This window comes from Streptomyces sp. NPDC088194 (genome assembly GCF_040702025.1).
GTDB lineage: Bacteria > Actinomycetota > Actinomycetes > Streptomycetales > Streptomycetaceae > Actinacidiphila.
Window position 1 is genome coordinate 1 of record NZ_JBFBIV010000147.1, and the last position, 13,779, is coordinate 13,779.

Annotated in this window: 3 protein-coding genes; all 3 read right to left on the reverse strand. The window is 76.2% G+C overall.

Annotated features, from left to right (window positions below; genetic code table 11):
• Positions 1–916, reverse strand: a 916-nt coding sequence (locus AB0399_RS38410) for a beta-ketoacyl synthase N-terminal-like domain-containing protein (protein WP_366414438.1), incomplete at its 3' end; no start/stop codon positions are given.
• 58 nt (positions 917–974) lie between these two features.
• The gene (locus tag AB0399_RS38415) at positions 975–9,728 is read right to left on the reverse strand and encodes a type I polyketide synthase (protein WP_366414439.1); all 8,754 of its coding nucleotides are present in this window, start codon (positions 9,726–9,728) and stop codon (positions 975–977) included.
• A 143-nt stretch (positions 9,729–9,871) separates the two neighbouring features.
• On the reverse strand, positions 9,872–13,779 hold a 3,908-nt coding region (locus AB0399_RS38420; RefSeq protein WP_366414440.1), incomplete at its 5' end, for an SDR family NAD(P)-dependent oxidoreductase.

Genomic DNA, 13,779 nt, shown 5'->3' on the forward strand with positions numbered 1-13,779 from the left:
TGGAGGCGCCGTCCTGGTTGACGGCGCTGCCGCGGATGAGGGCGAGGACGGGGTGGTGGTTGCGGCGGGCGTCGGAGAGCCGCTCCACCAGCACCATGCCCACACCCTCGCTCCACGCCGAGCCGTCGGCCGCGTCGTCGAACGCCTTGATCCGGGCGTCGGGGGCCAGGCCCCGTTGGCGGGAGAACTCGATGAAGGACTCGACCGTCGACATGACGGTGGCGCCGCCCGCCACGGCCAGGTCGCACTCGCCGGTGCGCAGCGACTGGACGGCCAGGTGCAGGGCGACCAGTGACGACGAGCACGCGGTGTCGAGGGTCAGCGCCGGACCCTCCAGTCCGAACACGTACGACAGGCGGCCCGAGGCGATGCTTCCCGCGCTGCCGGCGCCGATCATGCCCTCGAAGCCCTCGGGCGCGGGGGTCAACCGGGCGCCGTGGTCGTGGGAGAGGATGCCGATGAAGACGCCGGTGCGGGAGCCGGCCAGGCCGCGCGGGTCGAGCCCGGCGCGTTCGAACGTCTCCCAGGTCGTCTCCAGCAGCAGCCGCTGCTGCGGGTCCATCGCCAGCGCCTCGCGTGGTGCGATCCCGAAGAGGGCGGCGTCGAACCCGGCGGCGTCCTGGAGGAAGCCGCCCTCCTTGACGTAGATGTGGCCGACGGCGTCGGGGTCGGGGTCGTACAGCTCGTCGATGTCCCAACCGCGGTCGGCGGGCATCGCGGAGATCAGGTCGCGCTCCTCCACGACCGCGCGCCACAGGTCCTCGGGCGAGTCGATGCCGCCGGGGAAGCGGCAGGCTGCCGAGACGATCGCGACGGGCTCCGGCCGGCCGGACTCCAGCTCCAGGAGCCGGGCGCGGGCGCGGTGCAGATCGGCCGTCACCCGTTTCAAGTACTCGATGATCCGCGTGTCTTCCACGGAACGCGTCCCTTTCTGCCGACGGCTCGGAAACTTCCCGGCCGATGTCGCTGGAGGTTCAGAAGCTGCCCATGTCGTCGATGAAGTCGAGGAGTTGGTCGACCGACGCGTCCTTCAGGCCGAGGTCGTCCGCCGGGTCGCCGGCCGCCGCCGGCGCGTCGGCTCCGCTCCACCGGCTCACGAGGGAGTGCAGCCGCATGGTGACCTTGGCCCGTAGCGCCGGATCGGCCGTGTCGGCGCCGAGCAGGGCCAGTTCGAGCCGGTCCAGGTCGGTGAGGACCGGTGGGACGGCCTCGACCGGGATGTCGAAGAGCTGCTCGTCGAGGAAGGCGGCGAGGGCCCGCGGGGTGGGGTGGTCGAAGGCGAGCGTGGCCGGGAGTTTCAGGCCGCTGAGCGCGGAGAGCCGGTTGCGCAGGTCCACCGCGGTCAGCGAGTCCAGGCCCAACTCCCTGAAGGCGCGGCCGTCGTCCACCTGCTCGGCGGGGCCGTGCCCGAGGACGACGGCGACGGTGGTGCAGACGGCGGTGCGCAGGGCGGCGGTGCGTTCGGCGGGGCCGAGCGCTGCCAGCCGTTTCCGCAGACCGGCCTGCTCGGCGGCGCCCGCGCGGCGCCGCCCGGCCCGCACCAGGCCGCGCAGCAGCCAGGGGAGGGTTCCGTCGCCCGCCTGGGCCCGCAGGGTGGGGAAGTCGAAGCGGGCGGCGACCAGGTGGGCGTCGGCGCCGTCGAGGGCCGCGTCCAGCAGGGCCATGCCCTGCTCGGCGGTCAGGCTACGGGTGCCGGAGCGGGCCATCCGGCGGGCCAGGTCCTGCTCGGAGAGCCCGGCGCCCATCTCGGAGCGGTCCTGCCACAGGCCCCAGGAGACGGACAGCCCGGGCAGCCCGGCGGCCCGCCGGTGCTGGGCGAGGGCGTCGAGGAAGGCGTTCGCCGCGCCGTAGTTGGCCTGGCCGGCGCCGCCGAAGGTGCCGGCCATCGAGGAGTACATGACGAACGCGGCCGGATCGGCGTCCCGGGTGAGCCGGTGCAGGTGCCAGGCCGCGTCGGCCTTCGCCCGCAGCACGGTGTCGACATGGTCCGGGGTGAGCGAGCCGAGGGCGCCGTCGGCGAGCACCCCGGCCAGGTGGAACACCCCGGTGAGCGGATGCCGTTCGGGAATCCGCGCCAGCAGCGCGGCCAGGGCGTCGGGGTCGGCCACGTCGCAGGCGGCCACCGTGACCGTGGCACCGGCCGCCGCCAGATCCGCCCGCAGTCGCGCGACGCCCGGTGCGCCACCGCCCCGGCGGCCGGTGAGCAGCAGATGCCGCGCGCCGCGCCGGGCCACCAGGTGGCGGGCGAGGATGCCGCCGAGGGTGCCGGTGCCGCCGGTGATCAGGACCGTGCCCTCGGGGTCGAGGGCGCGGTGGCCGGCCGCGTCGGCGTCCGCGGTCGCTCGCGCCAACCGCGGAACGCACAAAACCCCTTCGCGCAGGGCCAGTTGGGGTTCACCCGAGCCGAGCGCCGCGGTCAGCACGACCGGCGGGACGGCCGCCGTGTCGCTGTCCAGCAGCACGAAGCGGTCCGGCTGCTCCTGTTGCGCCGAGCGGACCAGGCCCCACAGCGGGGCGTGCGCGAGGTCGTCCGCCGCGCTTCGCGGCTCCTGGTGGTCCGCCGCGTTCCGCGGCCCGCGGCCGTCCGCCGCGTTCCCCCGCTCGTCGTCGTCCGCCACCTTCCGCGGCGCGTGCGTGACGCCGTCGCCCGGGGCGCGCCGCGGGCCGGCCGCCACCGCCTGCCGGGTGAGGAAGACCAGCCGCGCCGATGCCCAGCGCTCGTCGGCCGTCCACGCCCGGCACAGCTCCAGCGCCTCCAGCAGTACCCGCCGGTCTCCCGGTTCACCGCCCGCACCGGCCACCACCACCGCGTCCGGCACGGGAGCGCCCGCGTCCACGGCGGCGCCCAGCGCGGCCAGGTCGGCGTAGCGGCGGCCGGCCTCGACCTCGGCCGGCCAGACCGCCTCGCAGCGCTCGCCCAGCACCGCCCAGCGCGTGGCGGTGGCCTCGGCGGGCGGCAGGGGCGTCCAGTCCACGCGGAACAGGGAGTTCTCCGTCCCGGTGTGCGCCGCCGCCGGACCGGCGGCCGCCATCGGCCGTACGGCGACGGACTCCGCGGTCAGCACCGGCTGTCCCGCACCGTCGTACAGGTGGAAGGCGAAGGCGCCGTCGCCGAGCCGCACCACCCGTACCCGCAGCTCGGTGGCGCCCTGGGCGTGCAGCGTGACCCCGCTCCAACTGAACGCGAGCTGCCCGCTGTCGTCGAGGCCGTCCAGGACGACGACGTGCAAGGCGGCGTCCAGGAGCGCCGGGTGGATGCCGTACTGCGGGGCGTTCTTCGCCTCCGGCTGCGGCAGCCGCACCTCGGCGAAGAGCTCGCCGCCGTGGCGCCAGGCGGCGGTCAGGCCGCGGAAGGCGGGGCCGTACCCGATGCCGGCGGCGGCGATGCGCTGGTAGGCGTCGTCCGTCGGCAGGGGCTCGGCGTCGCGCGGCGGCCAGCCGGCGAGGGGTTCGGGATCGGCTCCGGCGGGAGCCAGGAAGCCCTCGGCGTGCTGGACCCACGGGGCCTCCTCGTCGGCGTCCGGCCGCGCGTGGACCCGTACCGCGCGCCGCCCGGCACCGTCGGGCGCGTCGACCGTCACCTGCACGACCGCCGCGCCGCCGGCCGGGAACACCAGCGGCTGCTGGAGCGCCAGGTCCTCCACGGTCCCGCAGCCGACCGCGTCACCCGCCCGCACCGCCAGTTCGACGAACGCCGTCCCGGGCAGGATCACCACCCCGCCCACCGCGTGGTCGTCCAGCCAGGGCAGCGAGCGCCGTGCCAGCCGGCCGGTCAGCACCACCCCGCCGTCGGCGAGCGCCACGCTCGCGTCGGCCAGCGGATGCCCGGTGCCGCGCACGCCCGCGCCCACCGGCCCGTGCACCGGCCGCAGCCAGTAGTTCTCGCGCTGGAAGGCGTACGTCGGCAGGTCCACGCGGCGCGCGCCGCCCCCGTCGAACACGGCCGCCGCCCAGTCCACGTCCACGCCGTGCACCCACGCGTCCGCCAGGGCCCGCGCGGTGCGCTCAGGGCCGCCGTCGTCGCGGCGCAAGGTGCCCAGGGCGGCCACCCGCACATCCTGCGACGCCGCGATGTCGCTGACCCCGCCGAGCAGCAGCGGGTGAGGGCTCATCTCCAGGAACACCCGGTGCCCCCGGTCCAGCAGATGGCGTACGGCCGCCTCGAACTGCACCGGTTCGCGCGCGTTGCGGTACCAGTACGCGGCGGACATCGTCGAGGTGTCCACCACTTCCCCGGTGACGGTCGAGCACAGCGGGACCGTGCCCCGCTGCGGGGCCAACCCGTCCAACACGTCGAGGAGTTCGCCGCGCAGCCGTTCCATCTGCGGGGAGTGGCCCGGCGCGACCGCACCCCGTACCCGGCGCACCTGCGCGCCCTCCGCCTCGGCCACCGCGAGGAACTCCTCCAGGGCCGCCACGTCACCGCTGACCACCACCGACTCCGGGCCGTTGATCACGCCGACGCTCAACTGCCGCTCCCACGGCCGCAGTCGCTCGGCCACCCAGTCGTGGGACTTCGACACCCCGGCCATCGCGCCCAGGCCCACCACGTCCACGATCAGCCGGCTGCGCAACGCCACCACCAAGGCCGCCTCCTTCAGCGACAGCGCGCCCGCCACGTGCGCGGCGGCGATCTCGCCCTGCGAGTGGCCGACGACGGCCGCCGGCCGCACCCCGGCCGCCTGCCAGGTGCGGGCGAGGGAGACCATCACCGCGAACAGCACCGGCTGCACCACGTCCAGCCGCTCCAGCGACGGCGCGTCCGGTGCCCCGGCCATCGCGCCGGTCACCGACCAGCCGACCAGGTCGCCGAAGACCCGCTCGCAGTCGGCGAACGTGTCCCGGAAGACCTCTGACCGCTCCAGCAGCGCCGATGCCATGCCCACCCACTGCGAGCCCTGGCCGGGGAAGACGAACACCGCCTCGGCACCCGTGGGCGCCCCGGTGACGACCTGCGCCGACTCCTCGCCCGCGGCCAGCGCCCGAAGGCCGGCGAGGGCGTCGTCCGGGCCGGACGCGAGCACCACCGCGCGGTGCGCGAGCGCCGTGCGCGTCGTCGCCAGCGACCAGGACACGTCGGCCGGCTCCGGGGAGTCCGCCGTCCCCAGCAGCCCGGCCAGCCGGGCCGCCTGGCCGCGCAGCGCCGCGGGGGTGTGCCCGGACAGCACCAGCGGGGTGACCGGCAGCGCCGGCCGCGGCACGTCCACCACCGGTGCCGGCGGGGCCTGTTCGAGGATCACGTGCGCGTTGGTGCCGCTCGCGCCGAACGCCGACACTCCCGCCCGGCGCGGCCGGTCCACCGCCGGCCACACCTTGGCCCCGGTCAGCAGCCGCACCGCGCCCCGCGACCAGTCGATCCGCGACGACGGCCGGTCCACGTGCAGCGATCGCGGCAGCAGACCGTGGCGCAGCGCCATCACCGTCTTGATCACCCCGGCGACACCCGCCGCGCCCTGGGCGTGCCCGATGTTCGACTTGATCGAGCCGAGCCACAACGGCCGGTCCGCGTCCCGGTGCTGGCCGTACGTCGCCATCAGCGCGTGTGCCTCGATGGGGTCGCCGAGCCGGGTGCCGGTGCCGTGGCCCTCGACGGCGTCCACGTCGGCCGGGGCGAGTCCGGCGTCGGCGAGCGCCTCGCGGATGACGCGCTGCTGGGCGGTGCCGTTGGGCGCGGTCAGGCCGTTGGAGGCGCCGTCCTGGTTGATCGCCGTGCCGCGGACGACGGCCAGCACCCGGTGCCCGTCGCGCAGCGCGTCCGGCAGCCGTTCCACCAGCAGCATGCCCACGCCCTCCGACCACATCGTGCCGTCGGCCGCCTCCGCGAACGACTTGCTGCGCGCGTCCGGCGCCATCAGCCCCTGCCCGGAGAACCCCACGAACGCGCCCGGTGTCGCCATCACCGTCGCGGCCCCGGCCAGCGCCAGGTCGCACTCGCCGGTGCGCAGCGCGTGGACCGCCTGGTGCAGCGCGACCAGCGCCGAGGAGCAGGCCGTGTCCACGGTGACCGCCGGGCCCTCGAAGCCGAAGGTGTACGCGATGCGCCCGGTGGCGATGGACCCGCCGATGCCGGTCGCGAAGTACGGCACCAGGTCGTCCGGCATACGGTCGGGGCCGGGCAGGTAGTCGTGTCCGACCAGTCCCGCGAAGACGCCGGTACGGCTGCCGCGCAGCGTGCCCGGGTCCAGGCCGGCCCGCTCCATCGCCTCCCACGCGGTCTCCAGCAGCAGCCGGTGCTGCGGGTCCATGGCCAGCGCCTCGCGGGGCGAGATACCGAAGAACGCCGGGTCGAACTCGCCCGCGTCGTACAGGAATCCGCTCTCCCGCGCCTCCGTCGAGGTTCCCCGGTCGCCGTCCGGGCCGAACAGCTCCTCCAGGTTCCAGCCCCGGTTGTCGGGGAAGGCACCGAGGACGTCGCGTTCGTCGGCGACCACCTGCCACAGGTCCTCGGGGCTCGTCACCCCGCCGGGGAAGCGGCAGGCCATGCCGATGATCGCGATCGGTTCGTCGGACGCCCGGCGGCGGGCCGGGGCCGGGCCGGACACGGGCGCGGGTGCGCCCCGGCGTTCCTGGTCCAGATGGGCGGCGAGCGCCCGCGGGGTGGGATGGTCGAAGACGGCCGACGCGGGTACCGGCAGGCCGGTCGCCGCGCGCAGTTCGGCGCACAGGTCGACCGCGCCGACGGAGGTCACGCCGAGTTCGGAGAAGGGGCGGGTCGCCGCCACGGCGTCCTTCGTCGGGTGCCCGAGGACGGCGGCGGTCGCGGAACGGACCAGGTCCAGCGTCTCCGCTGCCGTCGGCCCGGCCTCGGGTGCGGGAGCGGGAGCGGGGGCGGCGGGTGCGGTGTGGGAGGCGGAGGTGGTGGAGGCGGTGGAAGCGCTGGAACCGCCGAAGGAGCGGCCCGCGGTGATCCAGTACCGCTGGTGGTCGAAGGCGTACGTCGGCAGCGGTGCGCGCCGCGCGCCTCGGCCGGCGAGCACCGCGCTCCAGTCGACGTCCACCCCGGCCGCGTACGCCTGGCCGAGCCCGGTGAGCAGGGACCGCGTCTCGGGGCGGTCCCTGCGCAGGGTCGGGGCGAGGACCGACGCCGACGGGTCGGCGAGGCAGTCCGCCGCCATCGACGCCAGCACCCCGTCGGGGCCGAGTTCGAGGAAGACCCGTCCGCCGTCCGCCTCGGCGGCGCGCACCGCGTCCAGGAAGCGGACCGGTTCGCGCAGGTGCCGTACCCAGTACTCGGGGTCGGTGACCTCGCCCGGCCCGACGAGGGCGCCGGTGAGGGCCGAGACCAGCGGGACGCGCGGTTCGCGGTAGGCCACCTTGGCCGCCACCTCGCGGAACTCCGCCATCGCCGGTTCCATCAGCACCGAGTGGAAGGCGTGACTGACCGTCAGGCGGCGGGTCTTGTGCCCCCGCTCCGCGAGCGCGCGGGCCACGGCCTCGGTCGCCCGCGCCTCGCCCGACAGGACCACGGACCGCGGGCCGTTGACGGCGGCGATACCGACCCCGGGGGCGAGCAGTTCGGCGACCTCGGCCTCGGTCGCCCGTACCGAGATCATCACCCCGCCGCCGGGCAGCCGGTCCATGGCCCGGCCGCGCGCGGCGACCAGCGCGCACGCGTCGCCCAGGGACAGCACCCCGGCCACGTGCGCGGCGGTCAGCTCCCCGACGGAGTGCCCCGCCAGCCGCTTCGGTACCACGCCCCAGGACTCCACCAGCCGGAACAGCGCCGTCTCGACGGCGAACAGGGCGGGCTGGGTGAACACCGTACGGTCCAGGTCGACCTGGCCTCCGGACAGCACCTCGCGCAGGGGGCGTTCGAGCAGCGGGTCGAGGTGCGCGCACACCCCGTCGAGGGCGGCCGCGAACACGGGGAACTCGTCGGCCAACTCCCCTGCCATGCCCGCGTACTGCGCGCCCTGGCCGGTGAACAGCACGGTCAGCGACGGCTGTTCCCGTACCTCGCCGCGTACGACGCCGGCCGCCGGTGTGCCGTCGGCGAGGGCGCCGAGCGCGGCGAGCAGTTCCCCGTGTTCGCGGCCGTCCGCGGTGACGACCACGGCGCGGTGCGGCATGCGGGCCCGGGTGGTGGCGGTCGACCACGCCAGGTCCAGCGGGCGCAGCCCGGGGTGCGCCCGCACGTGGTCGGCCAGCCGGGCCGCCTGGCCGCGCAGGGCGGCGGGGGTGCGGGCGGAGAGCAGCCAGGGCAGGGCGCCGGGGGCGCGGCCGCCGGGCAGCCCGTCGGCGGGCGGGGACGCGGGGGCGTCGGCGCCGCCGTCCAGGGCGTCCACCGGGTCCGCCTCGACCGGGTCGACCGGGTCGGTCGCCTCCAGCACCACGTGCGCGTTCGTGCCGCTGATCCCGAAGGACGACACCGCGGCCCGCCGCGGCCGGTCCGTCCGCGGCCACGGCCGCTCGCCGTGCAGCAGCCGCACGCCGGCCGCACTCCAGTCGACGTGGGTGGTGGGCTGTTCGACGTGCAGGGTGCGGGGCAGCACGCCGTGCCGCAGGGCGAGGACGGTCTTGATGACGCCGGCGACCCCGGCGGCGGCCTGGGTGTGGCCCAGGTTGGACTTGATCGAGCCGAGCCACAGCGGCCGCTCCGCGTCCCGGTCCCGGCCGTAGGTGGCGAGCAGCGCGTCCACCTCGATGGGGTCGCCGAGCCGGGTGCCGGTGCCGTGCGCCTCGACGGCGTCCACGTCGGCCGGGGTCAGGCCCGCGTCCTTCAGCGCCGCCCGGATCACCCGCTGCTGGGCGGTGCCGCTGGGGGCGGTCAGGCCGTTGGAGGCGCCGTCCTGGTTGACAGCCGAGCCGCGTACCACCGCCAGGACCCGGTGACCGTTGCGGCGGGCGTCCGACAGCCGCTCCACGAGCAGCATGCCCACGCCCTCCGACACGGCGGTGCCGTCCGCCTGTTCCGAGAACGTCTTGCAGCGGCCGTCCGGCGCCAGCCCGCGCTGCCGGGAGAACTCCATCAGCGTCCACGGGGTCGACATCACCGTGGCCCCGCCCGCCAGCGCCAGGTCGCACTCGCCGCCGCGCAGCGCCCGTACCGCCTGGTGCAGCGCGACCAGGGACGCCGAGCAGGCCGTGTCCACAGTGACCGCGGGTCCCTCCAGGCCCAGCGCGTAGGCGAGCCGCCCGGACAGCACGCTCTGCGTGGAACCGGTGCCGAGGTAGCCGGCGAGATCGGCGACGCCGGCCATCATGGGCGGGACGTAGTCCTGACCGTTGGTGCCGACGAACACGCCGGTGCCGCTGCCGCGCAGGGTGCCGGGATCGATCGCGGCGTCCTCCAGCGTCTCCCAGGCGACCTCCAGCAGCAGCCGCTGCTGCGGGTCCATGGCGAGGGCCTCGCGCGGCGAGATCTCGAAGAAGTCCGCGTCGAAGTCGCCCGCGGTGGCGAGGAACCCGCCCTCGCGGACGTAGGCGGTACCGGGCACGGCCGGGTCCGGGTCGTACAGCGTCTCCAACTGCCAGCCCCGGTCGGCGGGCAGCGGCCCGATCGCGTCCGTGCCCTCGGACAGCAGCCGCCACAGGTCGCCGGGGGAGGCGACGTTCCCGGGGAAGCGGCAGCCCATGCCGACGATGGCGACCGGCTCGGTCCGTTCGGCCTCCAGTCGCGCCACCTGCCTTCTGGTGGCGTCGAGTTCGTTCGCCATCCACTTGAGGGTCTCGACGACCTTGTCGCCGCCGGCCGCCGGGGCGCCGGTGCCGCTGTCGCTGCTCGTCACTGCACGCATCTCCTGTGTTGCCTGGGGCGGCCTCGGCTGAGTCGCGGGCGGCCGGACGGAGGAGTCGGGGGAGGGCCGGCCCCCGGGCGGTGGCCCGTGGGGCGTGGACCCTTGGGGCTCGGGCCCCTGGGCCGGGGAGCCGCTCACCGGCCGAACCGTTCCTGGATGAGGCCGAGGACCTCCTCGGCGGTCGTCGCCGACGCCAGCGCGTCGCCGTTCTCCGCCGCCGGGGCGTCCGGGAGCCGGGCCAGCAGGGCCCGCAGCCGCCCCGCCACCGCCGCCGAGGAAGGGGCGTCGAGGCGGTCCACGGCCGCTTCCAGCCGGTCCAGCTCGACCTCCACCGGAAGGCTCCCGCCGAACCCGAACCCGGACCCGGACCCGGACACGGACCCGGTCTCGGTCTCGGCCCCTTCATCGGGCCCCGGCCCGTCCGCGGACGGTTCGGCGTGGACGGCGAGTTCGGTGAGGACGTGGGCCGCCAGCGCCTCCGGCGTCGGATGGTCGAAGACGACCCCGACCGGCAGCCGCAGCCCGGTCGCCGCGCCGAGCCGGTTGCGGAACTCCACCGCCGTGAGCGAGTCGATGCCCAGTTCGCGGAAGAGCCGGGTGGCCGAGATCTCGCCGGCGTCGGCGTGGCCGAGCACCGCGGCGAGCTGTCGCAGCACCAGGTCCCGCACCAGCGCCGTACGGTCGGCGGCCGCGGTCTTCGCGAGCCGGTCGCGGAAGCCGGAGCCGGTCTCCGCCGGGGTGGCCGCCGGCTCCCCGGCGGCGGGCCGGACGGCCCTGCGGTAGCCGGGCAGGCCGAGGAAGAGCCGGGTCGGCCGCACACCCACCGAGCCGGCGTCGAAGCGGTCGAAGTCCACGTCCGCGATGACCAGATGGCCGCTGTCGCCGGCCACCGCCCGCTCCAGCGCGCGCACCGCCCGCCGCGGGTCCATCGACTCCATCGCGAACCGGTGCAGCCGGTGGGCGATCACTTCGCCGCCCTCCAGCCCGCTGTCGCCCGCCCAGTGCCCCCAGCCGACCGACAGCGCGGGCAGGCCGAGCGCCCGGCGGCGCAGCGCGAGCGCGTCGAGGTAGGCGTTGCCGGGGGCGTAGCCGCCCTGTCCCGCGTCCGCCGTGACGCCCGCGAACGAGGAGAACAGCACGAACGCGTCCAGCGGAAGGTCCCGGGTCAGCTCGTCGAGATGGCGGGCCGCCTGCGCCTTCGCCCGCAACGACCGCTGGAGCTGGTCGGCCGTCAGGGACATCAGCAGCGCGTCGTCCACGACCGCCGCCGTATGCACCACGGCGGTCAGCGGGTACTCCGCCGGCACCCGCGCCAGCAGGTCCGCCAGTGCCGTACGGTCGCCGAGGTCGCAGGCCGCGACGGTCACCCGCGTGCCGAGCGCCGTGAGTTCGGCCGCCAGCTCCCGCGCGCCCGGCGCGTCCGGGCCGCGCCGTCCGGTCAGCAGCAGATGGGGCGCCCCGAGGGCGGCCAGGTGCCGGGCCACGTGCCCGCCGAGCGCGCCCGTGCCGCCGGTGACCAGCACCGTTCCGGTGGGTTTCCAGCCCTGCGACCGGTCTTCGGCAGGCGCGGGCACCAGCCGCCGGGTCAGCGCCGCCGACGCCCGGACCGCCACCTCGTCCTCGCCGGTGGCCCCGGACACCACGGCCACCAGCCGGGCCAGCTCGCGCGGCCCCGGTTCCGGGGGCAGGTCGATCACCCCGCCCCACCGCTCGGGATGCTCCTGCCGGGCGGTCGCCCCGATCCCCCACACCGTGGCCTGCTCCGGCGCCGGCACCGCGTCCGCCGGCTCCGCCCCGACCGCACCTTGGGTGAGCACCCACAGCGGGGCCGGCCAGTCCACGTCGCCGAGCGCCTGGACGACGGCCAGCGTGGCCGCCAACGCCCTTGGTACGGAGTCGTGTTCGGGGTGGGTGCCGTCGAGCAGCCCGGTCAGGGCCAGTACGCCCGCCGGGACCTCGGTCCCGTCCAGCGCCTGCGCCACGGCGGCTCGGCCGGCGTCAGCCGGCAGCTCGCGCCGCGTCACGCGCGCCCCGTGCGCGCCCAGCGCCGTCTCGACCTGCGCGGCCAATGCCCCGGCCGCCGGGGCGTCCGGTACGAGCAGCAGCCAGCCGCCGCTGAGCGTGGGCCGCGGGGCGGTGGCGACCGGCTCCCACACCACCCGGTGCCGCCACCGGTCGAGCGCCGCGTCCTGCCGTGACGTCTCCCGCCAGCCGGCGAGCGCCGGCAGTACGTCCCGCAGCGACGCCGCCTGGCCGTTCACCAGCGAGAGCTCGCCCAGCAGTTCGTCGACGTCCCCGCTCTCGACCGCGTCCCAGAAACGCCGCCCGGCCGCGTCGTCGTCCGGTGCCGGCACGGGCGCGGCGGCGGGAGAGGCGAAGTAGGCCGACTGGCTCGGCGCGTCCAGCCAGTACCGCTGCCGCTGGAAGGCGTAGGTCGGCAGGTCGACGAAGGACGGCGGAGTCTGCGCGTACACCGCCCGCGGCCAGTCCACCGGCACTCCGGCGACGTACGCGGCGCCCAGGGAGAGCGCGAGCCGGTGCGGGCCGCCTTCGCCCCGGCGCAGCGTGCCCAGCGCGGACGCCGAGGCGCCCGCGTCCTCCGTGGTCTCCTGAAGCCCCGTCAGCAGCACGGGGTGCGGGCTCACTTCGAGGAACACCCGGTGTCCGCGGCCCAGCAACTCCCGTACGGCCGCGTCGAAGCGGACCGGCTCGCGCATGTTGCGGTACCAGTAGCCGGCGTCCATGCCGGAGCCGTCCACCATCGCGCCGGTGACCGTGGAGACGACCGGGATGTCGCCCGCCTTCGGTGTGACGGGGGCCAGTTCGGCCAGCACGCGCTCGCGCACCCTTTCCACCTGGGCCGAGTGCCCGGCGGCGATCGCGCCCTTCACCCGGCGGGCCCGTGCGCCGAGCGCCTCGGCGTCCGCCAGGAACTCCTCCACCGCGGCCGTCTCACCCGACACCACCACCGACTCCGGCCCGTTGACCGCGGCCACGCTCAGCCGGTCGCCCCAGCGCTCCAGCCGGGCGGCGACCCACTCCTGCGGCCGGGCCACCGACGCCATCGCGCCCAGCCCCGACAGTTCCTCCTGCATGGTCCTGCTGCGCAGGCAGATGATCCGTGCCGCGTCCGGCAGCGACAGCGCGCCCGCGACGCAGGCCGCGGCGACCTCGCCCTGGGAGTGCCCGACGACCGCCGCCGGCAGCACGCCGGCCGCCTGCCAGGTGCGGGCCAGCGCCACCATCACCGCGAACAGCAGCGGCTGGACCACGTCGAGCCGTTGCGGCGAGGGCGCGCCCGGACGGTCGTACAGCACGTCGAGGACCGACCAGTCCACGAACTCGCCCAGTGCCGCGTCGCACTCGGCGAGCGACCGGGCGAACGCCGGTGAGGAGTCGAGGAGTTCGACCGCCATGCCGGGCCACTGCGAGCCCTGGCCGGGGAAGACCAGCACCGGGCCGGCGCCGGGCGCGGCCGTGCCGGTGACCAGGTGGGGGTGCGCTTCCCCGTCGGCCAGGGCCGTGAGCGCGGCCATCGCGTCGTCCCGGTCGCCGGCGACGACGGCCGCCCGGTGCTCCAGTTCCGTCACCCGCGTGGTCGCCAACTCCCGTCCCAGCGTGTGGATTTCGAGTGCAGAATGGTCGGCGAGGCAGTCGCGCAAGCGTCGGGCCTGGCCGCGCAGCCCGGCAGCGGTCGCCGCGGACAGCGGCAGGACGGCGGGGCCGTCGGCGAGAGCCGAGGGGGCGAGCGGGGGTCGCGGGGCCTGTCCTCGCGCCTCCTCCTCCGGCCCGGTGCGGTCCTCCGCGCCGGTTCCCTCCGCCGCCCCCGGCACGAACTGCTCCAGGATGACGTGGGCGTTGGTGCCGCTGATGCCGAAGGCGGATACGGCTGCGCGGCGGGCGCGTTCGACCTGGGGCCATGTGCGTTGCTGGGTGAGGAGTTCGATGGCGCCGGTGGTCCAGTCGACGTGTGAGGTGGGCTGGGTGGCGTGGAGGGTGCGGGGGAGGATGCCGTGGTGGAGGGCGTGCACCATCTTGATGA